Origin of the sequence: Variovorax paradoxus (assembly GCF_030815855.1) — a bacterium.
GTDB classification, from domain to species: domain Bacteria; phylum Pseudomonadota; class Gammaproteobacteria; order Burkholderiales; family Burkholderiaceae_C; genus Variovorax; species Variovorax paradoxus_M.
Genome location: NZ_JAUSXG010000001.1, coordinates 2,457,883 through 2,476,712, shown reverse-complemented (window position 1 = coordinate 2,476,712; position 18,830 = coordinate 2,457,883). Strand labels below are relative to the sequence as shown.

21 protein-coding genes are annotated in these 18,830 nt (G+C 65.8%); 8 read left to right on the top strand and 13 right to left on the bottom strand.

Translation table 11 applies throughout. From position 1 onward, the window contains the following. Window positions 1–9 precede the first annotated feature (9 nt). Genes QFZ42_RS11585 through QFZ42_RS11570 form a run of 4 tightly spaced genes read right to left on the bottom strand, consistent with a single transcriptional unit; the run spans window position 10 to window position 2,718 of the window. Window positions 10–564 carry a pilus assembly PilX family protein gene (locus tag QFZ42_RS11585; protein WP_307704217.1) on the bottom strand — a complete coding sequence of 185 codons (555 nt, stop codon included), beginning with the start codon at window positions 562–564 and terminating at the stop codon, window positions 10–12. Window positions 565–566: 2 nt separating this feature from the next. Next, window positions 567–1,730 carry a PilW family protein gene (locus QFZ42_RS11580; protein ID WP_307701089.1) on the bottom strand — a complete coding sequence of 388 codons (1,164 nt, stop codon included), beginning with the start codon at window positions 1,728–1,730 and terminating at the stop codon, window positions 567–569. After that, on the bottom strand, window positions 1,727–2,281 hold the full coding sequence (locus QFZ42_RS11575; protein ID WP_307701088.1) for a pilus assembly protein: 555 nt from the start codon (window positions 2,279–2,281) through the stop codon (window positions 1,727–1,729). The genes QFZ42_RS11580 and QFZ42_RS11575 overlap by 4 nt, the downstream gene beginning before the upstream one ends. Before the next feature lie 29 nt (window positions 2,282–2,310). Further along, window positions 2,311–2,718 (bottom strand): type IV pilin protein, encoded by a 408-nt coding sequence (locus tag QFZ42_RS11570; RefSeq protein WP_307701087.1) that lies wholly within the window; start codon window positions 2,716–2,718, stop codon window positions 2,311–2,313. A gap of 293 nt (window positions 2,719–3,011) precedes the next feature. Here QFZ42_RS11570 and QFZ42_RS11565 point away from each other — a divergent pair, with 293 nt between their 5' ends. Both QFZ42_RS11565 and QFZ42_RS11560 read left to right on the top strand, forming a co-directional pair. Next, window positions 3,012–3,272 (top strand): hypothetical protein, encoded by a 261-nt coding sequence (locus QFZ42_RS11565; protein ID WP_307701086.1) that lies wholly within the window; start codon window positions 3,012–3,014, stop codon window positions 3,270–3,272. Between the two features lie 26 nt (window positions 3,273–3,298). Continuing rightward, entirely contained in the window at window positions 3,299–3,544 is a 246-nt protein-coding gene (locus QFZ42_RS11560; RefSeq protein WP_307701085.1) for a hypothetical protein, read from the top strand. 151 nt (window positions 3,545–3,695) lie between these two features. Here QFZ42_RS11560 and QFZ42_RS11555 read toward each other — a convergent pair whose 3' ends face one another. Then, complete coding sequence (locus tag QFZ42_RS11555) at window positions 3,696–4,652, bottom strand: alpha/beta fold hydrolase (RefSeq protein WP_307701084.1); 957 nt, start codon at window positions 4,650–4,652, stop codon at window positions 3,696–3,698. A 116-nt stretch (window positions 4,653–4,768) separates the two neighbouring features. On the opposite strand from QFZ42_RS11555, the gene QFZ42_RS11550 reads away from it, so the two are divergent. From QFZ42_RS11550 to arsB, 6 genes are all read left to right on the top strand, one after another. Further along, window positions 4,769–5,590: an AraC family transcriptional regulator gene (locus QFZ42_RS11550; protein WP_307701083.1), complete on the top strand. Its 822-nt coding sequence runs from the start codon at window positions 4,769–4,771 to the stop codon at window positions 5,588–5,590. Window positions 5,591–5,665: 75 nt separating this feature from the next. Next, window positions 5,666–6,085 (top strand): hypothetical protein, encoded by a 420-nt coding sequence (locus QFZ42_RS11545; protein WP_307701082.1) that lies wholly within the window; start codon window positions 5,666–5,668, stop codon window positions 6,083–6,085. A gap of 150 nt (window positions 6,086–6,235) precedes the next feature. Continuing rightward, window positions 6,236–6,562 (top strand): ArsR/SmtB family transcription factor, encoded by a 327-nt coding sequence (locus tag QFZ42_RS11540; RefSeq protein ID WP_307701081.1) that lies wholly within the window; start codon window positions 6,236–6,238, stop codon window positions 6,560–6,562. A gap of 12 nt (window positions 6,563–6,574) precedes the next feature. Then, on the top strand, window positions 6,575–7,042 hold the full coding sequence (locus QFZ42_RS11535; RefSeq protein ID WP_307701080.1) for an ArsI/CadI family heavy metal resistance metalloenzyme: 468 nt from the start codon (window positions 6,575–6,577) through the stop codon (window positions 7,040–7,042). Between the two features lie 92 nt (window positions 7,043–7,134). Beyond that, window positions 7,135–7,632 (top strand): arsenate reductase ArsC, encoded by a 498-nt coding sequence (locus QFZ42_RS11530; protein WP_307701079.1) that lies wholly within the window; start codon window positions 7,135–7,137, stop codon window positions 7,630–7,632. 9 nt (window positions 7,633–7,641) lie between these two features. After that, window positions 7,642–8,700, top strand: coding sequence for an ACR3 family arsenite efflux transporter (arsB, locus tag QFZ42_RS11525; RefSeq protein WP_307701078.1), 1,059 nt, complete (start codon window positions 7,642–7,644; stop codon window positions 8,698–8,700). Between the two features lie 251 nt (window positions 8,701–8,951). On the opposite strand, the gene QFZ42_RS11520 is transcribed toward arsB, so the two are convergent. The 8 genes from QFZ42_RS11520 to QFZ42_RS11485 all read right to left on the bottom strand — a co-directional run bounded on the left by QFZ42_RS11520 (window position 8,952) and on the right by QFZ42_RS11485 (window position 18,828). Then, the gene (locus QFZ42_RS11520; RefSeq protein ID WP_307701077.1) at window positions 8,952–10,685 is read right to left on the bottom strand and encodes a bifunctional protein-serine/threonine kinase/phosphatase; all 1,734 of its coding nucleotides are present in this window, start codon (window positions 10,683–10,685) and stop codon (window positions 8,952–8,954) included. 25 nt (window positions 10,686–10,710) lie between these two features. Next, window positions 10,711–11,523 (bottom strand): formate/nitrite transporter family protein, encoded by an 813-nt coding sequence (locus QFZ42_RS11515; protein WP_307701076.1) that lies wholly within the window; start codon window positions 11,521–11,523, stop codon window positions 10,711–10,713. A gap of 62 nt (window positions 11,524–11,585) precedes the next feature. After that, the gene (gene cobA, locus QFZ42_RS11510; RefSeq protein WP_307704216.1) at window positions 11,586–12,365 is read right to left on the bottom strand and encodes a uroporphyrinogen-III C-methyltransferase; all 780 of its coding nucleotides are present in this window, start codon (window positions 12,363–12,365) and stop codon (window positions 11,586–11,588) included. A gap of 64 nt (window positions 12,366–12,429) precedes the next feature. Further along, window positions 12,430–12,846, bottom strand: coding sequence for a nitrite reductase small subunit NirD (gene nirD / locus QFZ42_RS11505; protein ID WP_307701075.1), 417 nt, complete (start codon window positions 12,844–12,846; stop codon window positions 12,430–12,432). 18 nt (window positions 12,847–12,864) lie between these two features. Beyond that, a complete protein-coding gene (nirB, locus tag QFZ42_RS11500) occupies window positions 12,865–15,333 on the bottom strand; it encodes a nitrite reductase large subunit NirB (protein WP_307701074.1) in 2,469 nt (822 codons plus the stop codon). 359 nt (window positions 15,334–15,692) lie between these two features. Then, window positions 15,693–17,021, bottom strand: coding sequence for a four-carbon acid sugar kinase family protein (locus tag QFZ42_RS11495; RefSeq protein ID WP_307701073.1), 1,329 nt, complete (start codon window positions 17,019–17,021; stop codon window positions 15,693–15,695). Beyond that, the gene (locus QFZ42_RS11490; protein WP_307704215.1) at window positions 17,018–18,286 is read right to left on the bottom strand and encodes a ribulose-bisphosphate carboxylase large subunit family protein; all 1,269 of its coding nucleotides are present in this window, start codon (window positions 18,284–18,286) and stop codon (window positions 17,018–17,020) included. The genes QFZ42_RS11495 and QFZ42_RS11490 overlap by 4 nt, the downstream gene beginning before the upstream one ends. A gap of 2 nt (window positions 18,287–18,288) precedes the next feature. Continuing rightward, window positions 18,289–18,828: a VOC family protein gene (locus tag QFZ42_RS11485; protein WP_101490957.1), complete on the bottom strand. Its 540-nt coding sequence runs from the start codon at window positions 18,826–18,828 to the stop codon at window positions 18,289–18,291. Window positions 18,829–18,830 lie beyond the last annotated feature (2 nt).

The following is an 18,830-nucleotide window of genomic DNA, read 5'->3' as shown; positions in this document are numbered from 1 at the left end:
TGGCGCGTGCTACGAGCACAGCGCTTCGAACTGCGCTTTGTTCAGCAGCGCTCGCACGCCCTGGCGCACCGCGGTGGACGCACCGGTTTTGGCATCGGTCACCGTGGTGCTGATGTCCCACACCGAGTTGTATTGGTCGGGCAGGGCATTGAGGCCCGAGCCACTGCTGGAAGAGTTTCCGCCGATGCCGCCGGGGCCGGCGGTGCCGCCGCCGCCGGTGTCGGTGGACTTCGTGGCGCGCACGCAGGTGGGCGCGGCGATCTCTACCGTGTAGTCGATGGTGCCGTCGTTGTTGATGTCGACCCGGCTCTCGGTGCGTTGCGGCATGGCCAGCGAAGGCGAGCCGTCGACGCCCGGCAGCAGCAGCGAGGCCGCCACTTCCTCGATGGCGCGGTTGGCTGCGGCCACGGCCTCGTTCCGGTTCTGCATGTTGCCGACCGACTTGAGGTTGGTGTTGCTGAGGGTGAACCCCGCCGTGACGGCCAGCGTGATGAGCACCAGCATGATCAACCCGACGATCAACGCCGCGCCGCCTTGCCGGCGCAAGGGGTGTGTGGATGTCATCTTCACGGCGTTTCCCTGCGGCCGGTCACGTTGGTCAGGCGCACCGCGGTGGTGAACGCATGCCGCTTGTAGTGGTCGTTGAAGGGGCCGAGCGTCGTGCTCCCCAGGTTGTAGGTGCGCGCATCGGTATGGCCCGGAGAAATTTCCAGGCTGCGTGCGACCACATAGAGCTTGAGCGAGGCGACGTTGATCAGCTGGTCGGCGGTGCAGGGCGACGCCGTGCTGCAATGAACGAAGTTGCCGTCGGGGCTTCCGTCGCCGCGGTTGGTGGGTGTCGATCGGTTGGTCGCATCGGCCCAGGAGATCGCCTGGGTGTAGTTCACGGCTGCTCCGGTCTTGCTCAGCGTGTCCAGGCCCAGCTCCACGCGGAAGCCTTCGACACCTTCGATGAGCGGCACCGGCGGCTGCTGACCCAGCCCGGTGGCCGAGAGGTCGAAGCGCGACCGCGCCAGCGTCGGTATGCCGTCGCCGACCGTTTCCGCGTAGTCGCGCACATAGTAGATGTCGGAAATGAACTTGCGCTTGGGCGACGGCGCCGTGCAGTTCTTGGCCAGCATGGTGGCGAAGCCGGCCGTGCTGAGGTCGAAATCAGACGGCTTCTGAGTACCGCAGAACGACGACTGGAAATACAGCTTGCCCAGCGCGTCGGCTTCGCAGTTCGGCATGCCCGCCACGCAGGTTTCGGCATGGCGCACCACCAGCACGTCGGTGTTGGCTTTCTTGTTGGTCAGCAGCGCGGCGCAGCTGGCCGGCACGGCGTCGTAGGCCTGTACGGGCACGTCGAGCAGGCTGCGCTTGTAGTCTTCGGTCCATGTGGCCGCCGAATAGGGAAGGCATGGATCGGGCGCGGCGCCGGTAGGCACCTTGGCGGGTACGGCCGACACCGTGAGGTCGTCGAACTCGGGCATGTAGTTTTCCCAGAAGCCCGCGTGCGAAACCTCGTTTTCCAGCACGAAGACGCTGAGCCGGCCGCTCTCGATCTGGCGGTTGACCTTGACCATTTCGCGCTGGGTACTGTTCACATTCAGGAACAGCGCAATCAGCGCCGCCAGCACGATCAGCATGATGGTGACCGACACCATCAGCTCGATCAGCGTCAGGCCGCGCTGGCGCAGCGATGCACGAGCAGACCGGCAAACTCCGGGCGCGGGGCGCGCCCGCCTCATGAAAGCACCCCGATGCGCACCAGCGTCGTCACGGTCCGGCGGCACCTGTCGGCGGTGCACTGCGGGCTTGGCGTTGTTGCGGTGGGGGCCACGTCGTACGCGTCTTTGCCGCAGGCCACGCCTTCCGGGGGTGCGGCGATGGGCACGAGGCCCTGCCAGGCGACGGTGATCAGGTATTCGTTGTTGCCCAGGTCTTCCACGCAACCCCGCCCACCGATCATGGCGCCGAGCTTGGTGGTGCCCGAGGTTTCGGCCGCGCCCTGCAGCGCGTTGCACCATTCGCCGGCGTCCACCTGCTGGCGCGACCCGGTGCTGGCGGGGCAGGTGGCCCCGGCGCCCAGCGGCGCGGTGGTGACGTAGCTCGAAGCCACGCGGCGATTGATCGCGATGCGGCTCGCCATGTCGTTAAGCAGGATCAGCGCCTGCGAACGCTGATAGGACTCCATTTCGGACGACTGCAGGCGGGCCTGCAGGCCCACGAGGCCGAACAGTCCGAAGGAGACGATCAGCAGCGTGACCAGCACTTCGAGCAGCGTGGCGCCGCGTTGCATGCGGCCGCGTCCGGCTGGGGGGCGGGACGTCACCATTTGTCCGCCGGCGTTTTCGCGCCTGTGTGGTCGAGCGTCAGGTCCCCGTCCGCCTGCTGGTTTCCCGTGGGGCTGAAGGTCAGCAGAAATGCGGGAGGAGCAGTCGGGTCCGAGAGGGTGATCGTGTAGCCATAGTTGGCTGCAACCTCGGCAGGCAGGGAGTAGCCGCTGGCGGTCAGGGTTGTCTTGTCCGCGTAAATGCGGTTGGCCAGCAGAAACTGCTGCTGCCGGTTGGCGATGTCCATCATTTGCGCCTGGGCCGCGGAGCGCTTGGCTCGAATGATGTAGCGCCCGTAGCTGGGGTACGCGATGGAAGCCAGGATCGCAACGATCGCGACCGTGATCATCACCTCGATCAATGTGAAGCCATTGCGTTTGCGCGAAAACGAGTGCTTTGTCATTCAGATTGGCCGGTCAATGAATGTGTCATATTGTTATAAATGTGAATTTATCACACTCGAATGTCAATAGGGGCATCGGATGCCGATCTATTCAGACGCGACGGGCGAGGTGTTGCGCGTCGGCAAAACCGGATTCCGGGACACATTCAACAATGTAAAAAGCCCCCGGAGGCGAGGATGCTTCCGACTAAGGGACGCTGGCGCCGTCCTACGTCGATGTTCCGGAGCGCTCTCAGAATCGATTCCTTCTTCTACCTTTGCTCTCGAGCGAACAGGAAACAGGAGGCAGACCTATGAGCAGGACACCCGGAAGCCTGGGTTCAGGCGACGGAACCCGGCCAACGACCGACGGCGGGGTGGACAACATCGGCGCGGGAGAAAAGTTCACCGGCAGTTCCTCCGCCGCCGGAGAGCAAGACTCGGCACCGGCGCCCACCGAACGCATGGCGGGCAAGCGCAAGAACGCGGAGGCATCGCGCCACGACGGTTCCGCGGCCTACGGGTTGCGGGAAAACTTCCGCTCGGAAACCAACAAGGAGCCGCGCAAGCCCTAGCGGCTTGCCTGGCCGAGGAGCCCCCTATGACTTCGGAAAAAGCTTTCCCCTTTCCCACCTCCAAGAACCACGGAAAACCGCCGGTCGAAACGGCAAAGCCAGTGGAGCAGGCGCCCAGCGAAGAGGCCCTGGACAGCGGCGTCGAGGAGTCCTTCCCCGCCAGCGACCCGGTGTCCGTGACCGTGACCAAGGTCAAGCTGCCGAAGGCGCAGCAGGACAAGGACAAGGAAAAAAGCCGAGAGGCCGCACCGGCCGGCAACACGCAGAAGTAGGCGCCTGGGTCCGGCGCCCCACCGGGCGCCCGGACATTGGGCTAGGTTTTTGCGCATTGGGGCTTGCCGCTCGGGCAGCTCCCATGGCAGGACCCGGCATCCCTGCTTTGATTGGTTCGGCGCGTGAATTTGATTTCTGCGCCGCGCCTGCTTATTCCTTGATGAAGTTCAGCAGGTCGTTGTTGAGCCGGTCCTTGTGCGTGTCGGCGAGCCCGTGCGGTGCGCCCGCATAGACGATCAGCTTGGCGTTCTTGATCAGCTTGGCGGAAGCCCGGCCAGAGGCATCGATCGGCACGATCTGGTCGTCGTCGCCATGCACGACCAGGGTCGGCACGTCGAAGCGCTTCAGGTCTTCGGTGAAGTCGGTGGCCGAGAACGCCGCGATCGAGTCGTACGTGTTCTTGTGGCCGGCCTGCATGCCCTGCGCCCAGAACGACTGGATGGAGCCCTGCGACACCTTCGCGCCCGGCCGGTTGAAGCCGAAGAACGGGCCCGAGGCAATGTCGAGATACAGCTGCGAGCGGTTCTCCAACTCGCCCTTGCGGATGCCGTCGAACACCTCGATGGGGAGGCCGCCCGGGTTCTTGTCGGTCTTCAGCATCTGCGGCGGAACCGCGCTCACCAGCGCCGCCTTCTTGACGCGGCCGGTGCCGTAGCGGCCGATGTAGCGCGCCACCTCACCGCCGCCGGTGGAGAAGCCGACCAGCGTCACGTCCTTCACACCCAGCGTGTTGATCACCGTCGCCAGGTCGTCGGCGTAGTGGTCCATGTCGTTGCCTTCCCAGGGCTGGCTCGAGCGGCCATGGCCGCGGCGGTCATGCGCAATCACGCGGTAGCCCTTCGAGGCGAGGAAAATCATCTGCGATTCCCAGCTGTCCGAATTCAGCGGCCAGCCGTGGCTGAAGGTCACGACCTGGCCGTTCCTAGGCCCCCAGTCCTTGTAGTAGAGCTGCACGCCGTCCTTGGTGGTGATGTAGCTGGCGGTCTTGGCAACCGCGGGCGCCGGCTGGCGAACGGCCGATTTGTCGGCGGCGAACACGGTATTGGCCGCAACAGCCAGCGCGGCCACGGCGAAGATGCGGCTCAGGCGGGGAAGGTACGCGTTCATGTTTCTTTCCTTTGATTCGGGTTGAGGTTTCAGGTCGGAATCGACAGAACGAACTTTAGCTGCGTGGTGAAACGATTGGTGATAAAAAGTCCTGATAACTTGACTTGGAGTATTTCATGCCTGATCGGCTCGAAGCCCTGCTGACGCACTTTTCCGTGAGCGCGCGGGTGTTCCATACCGGCGCGCTGTGCGGAATCAACGACCTCGACGGGGAGGGCGCCACCGGCCAGCTGCACCTGGTGCGCCGCGGAGAGGTGGGCGTGAGCCACGGCGGCGCGGAGGTGCTGCGCATCGAGCGGCCCAGCCTTCTGATGTACCCGCGGCCGATGGCGCACAGGTTCATCACCAACGACGTGCACGGCGCGGACTTTGCCTGTGCGCACCTGCAGTTCGAAGGTGGCGCCGCGAACCCGATCCTGGCTGCGTTGCCCGCGTTCGTCTGCCTGCCGCTGGAAGAAATCGACGGCACCGAGGGCGTGCTGGAGCTGCTGTTCGAAGAAGCCTTCGAGCAGCGCTGCGGCAAGCAGGTGCTGCTGAACCGCCTGTTCGACGTGGTGCTCATCCAGGTGCTCAGGCACCTGATGGAAAAGGGGCAAACCCGCTCCGGCCTGCTCGCGGGACTCTCGCATCCGCGGTTGCGCAACGCCGTGGTGGCCATGCATGAGAAGCCGGCGCTCGAATGGACGCTCGACGCGCTGGCCGCCGAAGCAGGCATGTCGCGCAGCGTGTTCGCCATCCAGTTCCGCGACACCGTGGGATGCACGCCGGGGGTGTACCTGCAACGCTGGCGCGTCGGCCTCGCGCAGCAGGCATTGCGTCAGGGGCGTCCGCTCAAGCTCATTGCGCAAGAGGTCGGCTACGGGAGCGAAGCCGCGTTGTCGCGCGCTTTCAAGGCGCAAAGCGGCCTGTCGCCGCGGGAGTGGAAGCAGGCCGCATGAGGGCCCGAGACCTGTGCCTGCTCAGTCGAATCAGCGACTTGGCTCCGGGTATGCTTCGAGACGCGGAGGGTTCAGATGCTTTCCATTGTCATTGCGCTCATCGCGACGGTCCTCTTGCTCGTCTGGATGGGGTTTTTCATGATGGGCTCGCTGCCCCTGCTGGTGCTCAAGCATGACACTCCGCTGGATTCGCACTTCATCCGGAGCCTGTTCAACGTCTATTACCTTGCTGTGGTACTGACGGCGGGCGCTGCAGCTCTCAGCTTCGCCTGGTCCGGCAAGCCTGCATTCGCCCTTGGCATGGCTGTCATCGCAACCTTGGCGTACGCGCTGCGCCGATGGATCATCATCCCGCGAATGGACGTCCTGCGTCACACGATCCCGGCCATCGACGCGTCGATCTTCCAGTTCCGCCGGCTTCACATCGCCGGGATGATGCTCAACGTGGCACAGCTGGGTGCTGTGGCCTGGGCCTTGACGCAGTTGGCCCTATGACTCGCACAGCAGGTGGCGTTGCGCGAGGTCGCGACGCCAGTCGCCTGACAAACGAGAACCGCCACTTGGGGCCGTTGAACGAAGTCTCCAGCGGCAACAAGACCAGCTGCCGCTCTTGCATTTCTTCGATTATTCGAATATTGTCGAATCATGGAAGAAAACGACGTTGTCCGATCCCTTGCTGCGCTGGCGCAGCCCGTCCGACTGCAGGTCTTTCGCTGCCTGGTCGTCGCCGGGCCTGGTGGATTGACGCCCGGCGCCCTCGTCGACGCAATCGGCGTGCCCGCCACCAGCCTGTCGTTCCACCTGAAGGAGCTGACGCATGCGGGCCTGGTCTCGCAGGAGCGGCAGGGGCGCAATCTGATTTACCGCGCCGCCTTCGACCAAATGAACGCACTGCTCGGCTACCTCACTGAAAACTGCTGCCAGGGCGAGGCCTGCCTCACCGCCAATGGCGCCAAGGTTTGTTCACCCTGAAGGAGATCACCCATGAAGCGCTTTCACGTTCACCTGCATGTTGACGACCTCTCCAAGAGCGTCGATTTCTATTCCAAGCTCTTCGACGCGGAGCCCGCTCGGCTCGAGCCCGACTATGCGAAATGGATGCTGGAAGATCCCCGCGTCAACTTTGCAATTTCCACCGTCAGCCGAGGCAAAGGGGTTGATCACCTCGGCTTCCAGGCCGAGAGCGAGGAAGAGCTGGCCGACCTGAAGCGCCGCGCCAGCGCGGCTGACAGCACTCTATTTGACGAGGGGGACACGGTCTGCTGCTACGCCAAGAGCGAGAAGCACTGGGTCACTGATCCGCAAGGCCTGGCTTGGGAGCACTACAGAACAATGGATGCATCCAGGATCTTCGGCCAGCGACGCGACCAGGTCAGCCAGCAGGTTCAAGGCCTGGCCACGAAAGCTGCCGAACAGCTGGGCCTCTCGAAGAACGCTTGCTGCGCCCGCTGAGCTCGCCAGCCAGCTTCCGCATCTTCCCTGCCAATGTCCAAGCTGGAGCGTATGGCCATCCAGCACAAAGCTCGCGAGATCGAAAAGCCCAAGTGACGACGAACATCCTCATTCTCTGCACCCACAACTCGGCGCGCAGCGTGCTCTCCGAGGGCATGTTGAACCACTGGGCGAAAAAGCTCGGCAAGGACGTCAGGGCCTTCAGCGCCGGCAGCAGCCCGAGCGGACGCATCAACCCCTTCGCGATCGAAGCGCTGCACGCGGCCGGCGTCGACATCTCCAGCTACCGCAGCAAGAGCTGGGACGAGTTCGCAGTGGCAGACGCGCCTCCAATGCGGGCCGTCATCACGGTGTGCGACAGCGCCGCTCAGGAGGTCTGCCCCTACTGGCCGGGTACCCCAGTCAAAGTGCACTGGGGATACCCGGATCCTTCCAATGCACCCGGCGGTGAAGAGGCAAAGCGGCAGGCCTTCGAGTTGACGCGCCAGGCCCTTGCCTACCGCATGCTCCAGCTGGTCCAGCTCGACGGCTTGGAAGAGATGAGCAACGACGCGCTGCAGGCTCATCTGCAGCGCATTTCCTCGAACTGAAAAAACTCCATGAGCGCCGTGATCGACAGCAAGCCTGCACGCGTGGCTTCCATGAGCGTCTTCGAGCGCTATCTGACCGTCTGGGTGTTCCTGTGCATCGGGATCGGCATCGCGCTCGGGCAGCTGCTGCCCGGCGTGTTTCAGGCGGTCGGCCGGCTCGAGGTCGCCCGGGTCAACATTCCCGTCGGCGTGCTCATCTGGGTGATGATCATCCCGATGCTGTTGCGGGTCGACTTCGCAGCTCTCGCGAACGTCAAGAACCATTGGCGTGGGATCGGCGTCACGCTCTTCATCAACTGGGCCGTGAAGCCTTTCTCGATGGCGCTCCTGGCGTGGCTCTTCGTGCGCCAGGTCTTTGCAGGTTACCTGCCTGCCGAGCAGCTGGACAGCTACGTCGCCGGGCTCATCCTGCTGGCGGCCGCGCCATGCACCGCCATGGTCTTTGTCTGGAGCCGGCTGACCGGCGGCGACCCTGTGTTCACGCTGTCCCAGGTGGCCCTGAACGACACCATCATGGTGTTTGCCTTCGCGCCGATCGTGGCCTTGCTGCTTGGCATGTCCGCGATCACCGTGCCCTGGGACACGCTCATCACCTCGGTGGTGCTCTACATCGTCCTGCCGGTGATCTTCGCGCAGCTCTGGCGCCGGCAGCTGCTGAGGGCGGGTCCTGCCGCCTTCGAGCGCGTGATGCACCGCATCGGCCCGTGGTCGATCGCAGCGCTGCTGTTGACGCTCGTGCTGCTCTTTGCATTCCAGGGAAAAGCCGTCATCGATCAGCCGCTTGTCATCGCCATGCTGGGCGTGCCGATCCTGATTCAGGTGGTCTTCAACTCGGGCTTGGCCTACTGGCTCAACCGCAAGGTGGGCGAGAAGCACAGCATTGCGTGCCCCTCTGCGCTGATCGGCGCTTCCAACTTCTTCGAGCTGGCCGTGGCTGCCGCCATCAGTCTCTTCGGCTTCCACTCGGGCGCCGCGCTGGCGACCGTCGTGGGCGTGCTCATCGAAGTCCCGGTCATGTTGGCGGTTGTGAAGGTGGTGAATGCATCGCGCGGTTGGTATGAATCCTGAGCTTCCAAACGTCGACCAGACCACTTTTCCAGGTTCCCGCTGCTGACAAACTTCTGCCGGCGCAGACGCACCGGAGAGCCATCCGAAGGTCCAGGACCTGCCTGGCGAAGGCGTTTCTTGGATTCGACGAGCAGGGCGGCATGAAGCCTTCGCCGTTCTACGACCGTTCACGGTGAAAACGTTTCAAGGAAATTGGACCGGAAGGCCCGTTTGTCCAAAGGGACGCGGGCTCAATCCTTCTGAATCGACACTCAGCCTCGCCGGCTGAGCAAGCCAAGCAGCACAAGCACCGCGATGCCCAGCAGCAAGGTCGTGCACTTCCAGAAAATCACCGGGTTCTTCTCGACCAGCGGTGTGCCGCGGCTGTTCAAAAAATCCGGGTGGGGCTGCCTCAGGTCTTGCACGAACTCCGACAGCACCTCGTAGCGCTTGAGCGGGTTAGGGTGCAACGCCTTCCTCAGCACTTCGTCGATCCACGCCGGAATGGTGGTTTGCGTGTCCAGCGCGGACCTGTACTGCAGGTTCCGCTGGTCGGCCCGCGTCCTGATGCGTGCCGCCTGCGCGCCGTAGGGCAGGCGTCCGGTCAGCATCTGGTAGACGATGACGGCCAGCGAGAACAGGTCGGACCTTGCCGAGCCGCCTTCGCCCACGAAGTATTCGGGCGCCGTGTACTGCACCGTGCCCAGTATCTGCTCCCGCCCTGCCAGCGTGCTGTCGTCCAGGCCGGCCACCCAGGCCGAGCCGAAGTCGATGATGCGCACCGTGCCCGTGCGGTCGATCATGATGTTTTCGGGCCGCAAGTCCTGGTGCAGCATTTCCAGGCGATGGAAAGCCTGCAGGCCTTTCGCAAGCTGCTCGACGATGCCGCGCACCGATTCGAGGCTCGGCCGCGGGTTGTCGACCATCCACTGCGACAGCGTTTGCCCCTCGACGAATTCCATCGCCACGTAGAGATGGTTGCGCTTGCGATGGGTGGCGTGCGGCTTGAGCACGTGCGCACTGTCGATGCGCCGCGCCACCCATTCTTCGAGCAGAAAGCGGTCCAGGTGGGCTTCGTCGTTCTGCAGATCGACCGAAGGGGTCTTGAGCACCACGCGTTGGCCTGTGTCGTCGTCGGTCGCCAGGTAGATGTGGCTGCGGTGGCTGTGGTGCAGGTCGCGCACGATGGTGTAGCCGTCGAAGCGCATGCGCGCCTCGAGAATCGGCGGCAGCTGCAGCGCGGCGCGCTGTGCTTGCAGTTCGTTGATGTCGCCCTCGGGCAGCGCATCGATCCGGACGATCTGCACCGTCAGGTTGTCGGGGCTGCCGCGGCCGTAGGCTTCCTCGGCAATGCTGCGAGCCGCGGCGTCGAGGTCGCGGGGGTTTGCATCCAGCGCCGCCTTTATCGCGGCAGCGTCGACATGCTCATGAACGCCATCCGAGGTCAGCAGGAAGACATCGCCGGGCTCGATGGGAATGGCGCGGTAGTCGATCTCCACATGCGGACCGATGCCCAGCGCGCGGCCAAGGTAGCTTTGTCCGCCGCCCACCGAAACCCGGTGGTCTTCGGTCAGCTGCTCGAGTGCGCCTGCATGCCAGCGGTAGACGCGGGTGTCGCCCACATGAAAGACATGCGCGGTGGTCGACCTGACGACCAGCGCGCTGAAGGTGCAGACGTAGCCGCGGTCCTTGTCGAATCGGCCGCCGCCGTTTTGCGTTTGCGCATGCAGCCAGGCGTTGGCGGCCGTGAGCACCCGCTGTGCCGAGCGGCTCACGCTCCATGCGTCCGAGGTGCAGTAGTAGTCGGTCAGAAAGCTCCGGACCGCCGACTCGCTGGCCACATGGCTGACGTCGCTGCTGCTGATGCCGTCGGCAATGGCAATTGCCACGCCCTTGGCACTGCGGACCTGCCCCTCCGGCAGGGCGGCGCCGTGGAAATCCTGGTTGGTTTCCTTGCGCCCCTTGTCGGAGTGCTGGCCGATCGAGACCGCGAGTGCGGAGCGCATCGTCACGCGGCGCAAAAAGGCTTGTTTAGCGGGGGACGCGCTTGGGTGCCGTTTTCACGTGCGTCGCGTACAGCGTCAGGCCGGTGAACGACAGGCCGCCGATGAGGTTGCCCAGCACCGTGGGGATCTCGTTCCAGATGATGTAGTCCATGATCGAAAAGTTGCCGCCCATGAGCAGCGCCGACGGAAACAGGAACATGTTGACCACCGAGTGCTCGAACACCATGAAGAAGAACACCATGATCGGCATCCACATGGCAATCACCTTGCCGGAGACCGAGGTCGAGATCATCGCACCCACCACGCCCGTAGACACCATCCAGTTGCACAGCATGCCGCGCACGAAGAGCGTCAGCATGCCCGCCGCGCCGTGGTTGGAATAGCCCAGCGTGCGCGCCTCGCCGATGGTGGCGATCACCTGGCCGACCTTGTCGGGCGGGCTCGTGAAGCCGAAGGTGAAGACGATGGCCATGAGCACGGCCACGGTGAACGCACCGAGAAAGTTGCCGACGAACACCAGGCCCCAGTTGCGCAGCACGCCGCCGATGGTGACGCCGGGGCGCTTGTCGATGAGCGCGAGCGGCGTCAGCACGAACACACCGGTCAGCAGGTCGAAGCCGAGCAGGTAAAGAATGCAGAAGCCGACCGGGAACAGGATCGCGCCGATGATCGAATAGCCGGTCTGCACGTTGATGGTCACCGCGAACACGGCCGCCAGCGCCAGGATCGCACCCGCCATGAAGGCGCGGATGAGCGTGTCTCGGGTGGACATGAAGATCTTGGATTCACCGGCGTCGACCATCTTGGTGACGAATTCGGAAGGCTGCAAATAGGCCATGCGTTGCTTTGGTTCGATGAAAAAATAGAGGAAGAAAAAAGAGGCGAGGGGAGGCCGAGGCCTCAGGCGGCCTTCTCGAGCGCAAGAGGTGCGGAACACGCCGCGGCGGCCAGTCCTTGCAGGACATCGCCCACCACGATGATCGAAGGGCTGCACAGGCCGTTGCCGGCAATGGTCTGCTCCAGCGTCGCGAGTGTTCCCACCGCGTGCCGCTGGGTCGGCAGGCTGGCGCTCTGGACCACGACGATCGGCGTCGAAGGCGGCAGGCCGCTCAGCAACTCTTCCTGGATGCGGCCCGCGCCCGACACGCCCATGTAGATGACCAGCGTGAGCCGCGCGGCATGCGCCGTGGCGGCCAGCGCGTGCCAGTCGGTGCCCGGCGCACCAGGCTTTGCATGCCCCGTGATAAAGACGACGCCCTGTGCATGGTCGCGGTGCGTCAGCGGCACGCCGAGCGAGGTCAAACCGGCAAGGCCGGACGTGATGCCGTTCACCACCTCGACATGGATGCCGGCCTGCGCCAGGTGCTCGACCTCTTCGCCGCCGCGGCCGAAGATGAAAGGGTCGCCGCCCTTGAGCCGCACGACGTGCTCGCCTTCGCGCACGGCCATGATCATCAGCCGCTCGATGAAGCTCTGCGGCGTGCTCTTGCAGCCGCCGCGCTTGCCGACGTGGATCACGCGTGCACCGGGCTGTGCCATGGCGACGATCTCATCGCTGACCAGGTCGTCGACGAGCAGCACCGTGGCCGACTGGATGGCCTTGAGCGCCTTGATCGTGAGCAGTTCGGGATCGCCCGGGCCGGCACCGACCAGCGTGCAGCGGCCGTGCGCGGGCGGCATGCCCGGGTTGCGGTCGTCGCTGCGCGACGAGGACCTGAGAGTGAGGCTCATGGTGTTCGTTGTGTCAGACGGCAGAGTCTTCGGTCTCGAGACGGGCGCGGTTGGCCGGCCCCGCGACCGGGCGATCGAGCTCCACCGCATGCGTGGCGAGCTCTTTCGAATTCAGGTGCACCACGCCTTCAGCCACCTTCACCGCGAACTTCGGCGTGCAGCCTTCATCGGGCGACTTGGCGCATCCATCGTCCAGGCCGATGGCCCAGTTGTGCAGCGGGCATGCCACGCTGGTACCGAACACGATGCCCTGGCTCAAGGGGCCGCCCTTGTGCGGGCAACGGTCCAGCAGCGCGAAGACCTGGTCCTCGGCATTGCGGAACACCGCCACATCCACGCCCACCGGGCGCGCCACGCGGCGGGCGCCCAGCACCGGAATGTCCTCGACGCGGCAGATCACTTTCCACTCGTTGGTGTTGCTGTTGTTCATTGCTTTGTTCCTTCTCGTTCAGGCCGCTTGCGTTGCCTCGTCCACCACGGCAACCGGCGTGAACTGCCGCACATCCACAGACGCCTGGCTCGACTCGAACCAGGGATCGGGCTCCCCATCCAGCGCGAACTGCAGCCGCTCCCACAATGCCTTGCGCCCGGCCTCGTCCTCCAGGATCTTCTTCTTCACATAGTCCAGCCCCACCCGACCGATGTAGTGCACCGTGCGCTCCAGGTACCAGCCTTCCTCGCGGTACAGCTGCAGGAAGGCACCCGAGTACTCCATCACCTCGGCGGCCGTCTTCACCTTCACCAGGAACTGCGCCACCTCGGTCTTGATGCCGCCGTTGCCGCCCACGTACAGCTCCCAGCCCGAGTCCACCCCGATCACCCCCACGTCCTTGATCCCCGCCTCGGCGCAGTTGCGCGGGCAGCCGGATACAGCCAGCTTGACCTTGTGCGGCGAATACATCGCCCACAGCGCCCGCTCCAGGTCCTTGCCCATCTGGGTGCTGTCTTGCGTGCCGAAGCGGCACCACTCGCTGCCCACGCAGGTCTTCACCGTGCGCAGGCTCTTGGCATACGCAAAGCCCGAGGGCATGCCGATGTCCTTCCAGACCCCTTCCAGGTCTTCCTTCTTGACCCCCAGCAGGTCGATGCGCTGGCCGCCCGTCACCTTGACCGTCGGGATCTTGTACTTGTCGGCCGCATCCGCGATGCGCCGCAGCTCGTCCGGCGTGGTGTGGCCGCCCCACATGCGCGGAATGACCGAGTAGGTGCCGTCCTTCTGGATGTTGGCGTGGCTGCGCTCGTTGATGAAGCGGCTCTGCGGATCGTCCTTGGCCTCCTTGGGCCAGGTCGAGATCAGGTAGTAGTTGATCGCCGGGCGGCAGGTCGCGCAGCCGTTGGGCGTGCGCCAGCCCAGGCCGCGGTACACCGCGTCGTGGCTGAGCCAGTGTTCCTTCTTGATGGCTTCGCGCACATCCTGGTGGCTCGCATCGGTGCAGCCGCACACCGCCTTCTTCTTGGGCGTGGCCGAATAGTCGCCGCCGGCGGTGAACATCAGGATCTGCTCCACCAGGCCGGTGCACGAGCCGCAGCTGGCGCTGGCCTTGGTGTGCTTCTTGACCTCGTCCAGCGTGAACAGGCCCTTGTCCTTGATCGCCTTGCAGATGGTGCCCTTGGTCACGCCGTTGCAGCCGCACACCTCGGCCTCGTCGGGCATGCTGGCGGCCTTGTTGTGGCCCTCGTGGCCGGTGTCGCCGATGTTGGATTCGCCGAACATCAGCTTGTCGCGGATGTCGTGCACGCTGCGCCCGTCGCGCAGGAGCTTGAAGTACCAGCTGCCGTCCACCGTGTCGCCGTAGAGGCACGCGCCCACCAGCTTGTCGTCCTTGATGACCAGTTTCTTGTAGACCCCGCCGAAGGGGTCGCTCATGACGATCTCCTCGGTGCCTTCGCCGCCCATGAACTCGCCGGCCGAGAACAGGTCGATGCCCGTGACCTTGAGCTTGGTGGAGGTGAGCGAGCCCAGGTAGCGGCCGATGCCGAACTGGGCCAGGTGGTTGGCCGCGACCTTGGCCTGCTCGAAGAGAGGGGCGACCAGGCCGTAGGCGATGCCGCGGTGGGCGGCGCATTCGCCCACCGAGTAGATGCGCGCATCGGTCACGGTCTGCATGGTGTCGTTGACCACGATGCCGCGGTTGCAGTGCAGGCGCATCTTCTCGGCCAGCTCCACGTTGGGGCGGATGCCGACGGCCATGACGACCAGGTCGGCGGCCACTTCGGTGCCGTCCTTGAAGCGGATGGCCTTGACCCGGCCATCATCGCCACCGACGAGCTCCTGGGTCTGGGCGCCGATGAGGAACTTCAGGCCCCGGTCTTCCAGGGACTTCTGCAACAGCTTGCCGGCCACGTCGTCCAGCTGGCGCTCCATGAGCCAGGGCATGACGTGCACCACGGTGACGCTCATGCCGCGCAGCATCAGGCCGTTGGCCGCCTCCAGGCCCAAGAGGCCGCCGCCGATGACCACCGCGTGCTTGTGGGTCTTGGCGGTCTCGATCATGTAGTCGGTGTCGGCGATGTCGCGGTAGGCGATGACGCCCTTGAGGTCCTTGCCGGGCACCGGGAGCATGAAGGGGTTGGAGCCGGTGCACATCAGGAGGCGGTCGTAGGCGGCCTCGGTGACGGCGCCTTGCGCATCCACGGCGCGCACGATGCGCTTGACGCGGTCGACCTCGACGACTTTCTTGCCGGCGTGCAGGGTGATGTGGTTGTCGGTGTACCACTCCCAGCTGTTGAGCACGATCTCGTCCACGGTCTGCTCGCCGGCGAGCACGGGCGACAGGAGGATGCGGTTGTAGTTGGGGTGCGGCTCGGCACCGAAGACGGTGATGTCGTACAGGTCCGGGGCGAGCTTCAGGAGCTCTTCCAGCGTGCGTACGCCGGCCATGCCGTTGCCGACCATCACGAGCTTGAGTTTCTTCATGGGGTGGGGCCTTTCAAATGCAAATGCCGCAACGCAGCCTGGCGGGCTGCATTGACGGACGGGGTTGGGGGGAGGGTTGCCCGCAGAGTGCGGGCTGAAGGTGCTGGCGCTTCCTGCGCCGGGTATTCGCAAGACCGCGAAAACCACACCAAAGCGGTGCTTCGTTACACCGTGATCTCCTGGTCATGCAAAGACCGTGCCTGCGCACGCGATCGCGGTTTTGCCGTGAGACGCACCTGACGCGGCCGCCAAAGCGGGCGCTCCAGCGCAGCCCGCGCTCGGAACTGGTGCGGCGGCGCACAAGGCCGGACACGCACGCCAGGCGAGCGAGCCGGCCCCCGCTGGCTGCGTGAAGGGCTCTAGGCGATGCCGTGCACCAGGCGCTCGAACACGTCGGCCGAGCCCATCTGGCCGCCCTTCAACATGATCTCCATGCCGTCGAGCGCGGGGTGGTCGCTGTGCACTTGGCACAGCGAGGCGCCGGCCCCCATGTCCGCCACATAGGACAGCCCCCACGCATCGAGCGCCTGCACGCCGTGGCTCGAGGTGTCGCCGCCGGCGATGCCGACGCGTTGCAGCGGCACCATCGCCAGCACCCTGGCGAGCAGGTCGCCACCGGCGCGCGCGAGCGCCTGCGCATCGAATCCGGCGACGGGCGGCATCTGCGCCTCTGCGGGCCGCGTGCAGGCCAGCACGTTGCGGCCGCGGGAGAGCTCGTTCACGATGTCCCGGGCGTGGCGCGCCAGCGTGGCGGCATCCCGCTGCGCGAGCATCGGTGCGTCGAGCCACACGGTGTCGAAAGACTGCGCCGCCGCCACCTGCCGCGCCGTCACAGGCGAGAGGCTTCCGGCCAGCACCAGCACGGGGCCGCGTGCGGGGGCCACCCGCGGCCGCTCTGCCGGTGCATCGGCATGCTTTGGTCCGAGCGCCGTGGCCAGTGCGTCGACCACGCTGCTCGGCCCCACCGCAAGCAGCGTGGCACGGCTGGCCTGTGCCCACAGCACCTCGCCGATGGTTGCGAGCTGCGCTGCGTCGGCCACGTCGAACAGCACGGCGCCGGTGCCGGAAAAGGGCTGCTGCAACGTGCGCTGCAGCGCCTCGCCGAGCGCATCCGTGCCCTGCGACGCGGCGGTGAACGGTATGGAGCGCACATCGGCCAGCCCCTGCCTGGCGAGGTGAAGCCGCAGGTCCGCCTCATCCATCGGCGTGACGGGGTGACGGCTCATCGTCGGATGCCGGTCGATGCGGAACACCTCGCCGCCGGCGCCCGCCGCGGCGAACAGGTGGCCGAACAGGCAATGCCGGCCGAGGTTGGGCTGGCCGCCGACGATGGCCGTCCACGGTTGCTCGACGGCGGTGCGCAGCGCGCGCACGGCGGCGCCGATGGAGCCGATGTGCGGTGCGCTGTCGAAGGTCGAGCAGGTCTTGTAGTGCAGCACGCGCGCGCCGAGCGAACGGAACAGCGCGGCGACGGGGCCCAGTTCGGCCTGCATCGCCTCGGGGGTCATCGCACGCGCCGCGCCCGCGATGCCCAGCACGTGGAGCGGGCCGGCGTGTTCGAGCCGCGCGGCATCGGGCGTCTCCAGGAACAGCAGGGCACGCAGGCCCGCGCGCGCCGCGGTGCCGAGCGTGTCGGTGGCGCCGGTGAAATCGTCGCCGTAATAGACGACGGTCGGAGCGGAGGTCATGGCCTGCCGAAGAAGGCGAGGGCGCGTGCGAGTTCGGGTGCGTGTTTCGCCGCATCCGCCAGCGCGGTGCCCGCTCGGGCAGCCGACCAGGCCTGACGGATGCTGGTCACGCCGGCTTCCGCGCCGTCCGGGTGCGCAAGGATGCCGCCGCCGGCCATGAAGAGCAGGTCGTCGCTGCCGATGGCCGCCCAGGTGGCGGGCACCGTGCCCGCCCATTGGCCGGACGAGAAGGCGGGCATCACGCGGTCGTCCGCCGCATCGGTGAGCGGCGTGAAGCAGTCGCGGGTCGATTCGATGACTTCGCTGTCGGGCTGCGAGAACTTGCCTTGCAGGCCGTGCACGTGCATGTGGTCCACGCCCGCGAGGCGCCAGAGCGTCTGGTAGGCCTGGAACGAAATACCGAGCAGCGGGTGCCGCGACAGTGCACCGTAGCCGTTGCGGTGCCCGTGCAGCGCCAGGCCCGTGTGGCGCCGCAGCGTCTGGATGCCCGAGTGGCCGCACCAGTTGAGGCTCGCCATGACGCACGAGCCGCCTTCGCGCTCGACGAGATCGGCATGCCGCTTCATCGCATCGGTTTCGTCGGTGATGTTGAAGGCCACCATCACGTGCTTGCCGGTGCGTTCCTGGTGCGCGCGCACGGCGGCCATCACGGCCGGGACGCGCTCGGCGAGCGGCGCATGCGCGGGGTCGGCACAGACCTCGTCGTCCTTGATGAAATCGACGCCCGCGGCGCAGAGCCGTGCGACCAGCGCCGCCGTCTCCACGGCCGACAGCCCCACGTTCGGCTTGATGATCGTACCGACCAGCGCACCGCTCGCCACGCCCGTGGCGCGCCGCGTGCCGGCGATGCCGACACGCGGCATCTCGAACCGCGCGCGGTAGGCGGCCGGCACCTGCAGCGATTCGAGCCGCAGGCCCGTCACTTCGCCGAGGTCGTACAGGTTGCCCGACACCGTGGCCGCGAGCGTCGGCAGGTTGGCACCGATGTTCGCCACGGGAAACGAGATGTCGACATGCGCACGCCGCCACGGGCCGCGCGTGCCCTTGCGTTCGAGCAGTGCGTTCGGCAGGCTCGGCGAAGAGGCCGGTTCCAGCTCGGTGATCGCCTCGACCGTCGCGCGCGCGCGTTCGCGCAGCGCATCGGTTTCGCCCTCCACGCGTGTGAAGGTGCCGCACGATTGCTCGCCGGCCATCACCTCGGCCACGGCGGCCGGGTCCACCGGCGTCTCGATCAGGTAGCGCGCGCGGATGCGTTCAGGCGCCATCGTCACAGCTTGCTCAGGTCGGGAAAGGGCCGCACCGGCTCGCTGCCGTCCCAGCCCTCGGAGGCGCTGCGGATCAGGTCGAACATCTTGCCCTTCGGCCCTGCCACTTCGGAAAGCTCGATGACGGTGCCCGGGTGGTACTCGGTGTCGAAGTAGATGAAGCGCCCGCGCTCGCCAACTTCGCCGCTCATCACCGGCTTGAAACCCTGTGCGGTGAGGCGCGCCAGGTCGGCGTCGTAGTCGGCCGTCCAGTAGGCGACGTGCTGCAGGCCGGTGCGGCCGGCCTGAAGGAAGTCGCGGTACATCGATGGCACGTCGTTGCGCGTCTGGATCAGTTCGACCTGCACGTAGCCCGAATTGGCGAGCGCCACCGAGTTGTGCGGCTCGTGCGCCTCGCCGTTGTAGCGGTAGTTCTTGATGGGCACCTTGGGGTTGTAGAACCATGGGCCCACGCCCAGCGTGGTGCTCCAGTAGTCCATGGCGGCTTCGATGTCGTGCACGACATAGCCCAGCTGGCGGATCTCGCCGAGGAATCGACTCATTG

What these genes read in the sequence shown, in the direction of transcription:
- QFZ42_RS11490 (WP_307704215.1), bottom strand. Translation starts at nt 18,286, where the DNA reads ATGGCGCCTGAACGCATCCGCGCGCGCTACCTGATCGAGACGCCGGTG.
- QFZ42_RS11560 (WP_307701085.1), top strand. Translation starts at nt 3,299, where the DNA reads ATGACTTCGGAAAAAGCTTTCCCCTTTCCCACCTCCAAGAACCACGGA.
- arsB (WP_307701078.1), top strand. Translation starts at nt 7,642, where the DNA reads ATGAGCGCCGTGATCGACAGCAAGCCTGCACGCGTGGCTTCCATGAGC.
- nirD (WP_307701075.1), bottom strand. Translation starts at nt 12,846, where the DNA reads ATGAACAACAGCAACACCAACGAGTGGAAAGTGATCTGCCGCGTCGAG.
- QFZ42_RS11485 (WP_101490957.1), bottom strand. Translation starts at nt 18,828, where the DNA reads ATGAGTCGATTCCTCGGCGAGATCCGCCAGCTGGGCTATGTCGTGCAC.
- QFZ42_RS11575 (WP_307701088.1), bottom strand. Translation starts at nt 2,281, where the DNA reads ATGCAACGCGGCGCCACGCTGCTCGAAGTGCTGGTCACGCTGCTGATC.
- QFZ42_RS11565 (WP_307701086.1), top strand. Translation starts at nt 3,012, where the DNA reads ATGAGCAGGACACCCGGAAGCCTGGGTTCAGGCGACGGAACCCGGCCA.
- QFZ42_RS11550 (WP_307701083.1), top strand. Translation starts at nt 4,769, where the DNA reads ATGCCTGATCGGCTCGAAGCCCTGCTGACGCACTTTTCCGTGAGCGCG.
- QFZ42_RS11520 (WP_307701077.1), bottom strand. Translation starts at nt 10,685, where the DNA reads ATGCGCTCCGCACTCGCGGTCTCGATCGGCCAGCACTCCGACAAGGGG.
- QFZ42_RS11515 (WP_307701076.1), bottom strand. Translation starts at nt 11,523, where the DNA reads ATGGCCTATTTGCAGCCTTCCGAATTCGTCACCAAGATGGTCGACGCC.
- QFZ42_RS11535 (WP_307701080.1), top strand. Translation starts at nt 6,575, where the DNA reads ATGAAGCGCTTTCACGTTCACCTGCATGTTGACGACCTCTCCAAGAGC.
- QFZ42_RS11580 (WP_307701089.1), bottom strand. Translation starts at nt 1,730, where the DNA reads ATGAGGCGGGCGCGCCCCGCGCCCGGAGTTTGCCGGTCTGCTCGTGCA.
- QFZ42_RS11540 (WP_307701081.1), top strand. Translation starts at nt 6,236, where the DNA reads ATGGAAGAAAACGACGTTGTCCGATCCCTTGCTGCGCTGGCGCAGCCC.
- QFZ42_RS11555 (WP_307701084.1), bottom strand. Translation starts at nt 4,652, where the DNA reads ATGAACGCGTACCTTCCCCGCCTGAGCCGCATCTTCGCCGTGGCCGCG.
- QFZ42_RS11495 (WP_307701073.1), bottom strand. Translation starts at nt 17,021, where the DNA reads ATGACCTCCGCTCCGACCGTCGTCTATTACGGCGACGATTTCACCGGC.
- nirB (WP_307701074.1), bottom strand. Translation starts at nt 15,333, where the DNA reads ATGAAGAAACTCAAGCTCGTGATGGTCGGCAACGGCATGGCCGGCGTA.
- QFZ42_RS11570 (WP_307701087.1), bottom strand. Translation starts at nt 2,718, where the DNA reads ATGACAAAGCACTCGTTTTCGCGCAAACGCAATGGCTTCACATTGATC.
- QFZ42_RS11545 (WP_307701082.1), top strand. Translation starts at nt 5,666, where the DNA reads ATGCTTTCCATTGTCATTGCGCTCATCGCGACGGTCCTCTTGCTCGTC.
- QFZ42_RS11585 (WP_307704217.1), bottom strand. Translation starts at nt 564, where the DNA reads ATGACATCCACACACCCCTTGCGCCGGCAAGGCGGCGCGGCGTTGATC.
- cobA (WP_307704216.1), bottom strand. Translation starts at nt 12,365, where the DNA reads ATGCCGCCCGCGCACGGCCGCTGCACGCTGGTCGGTGCCGGCCCGGGC.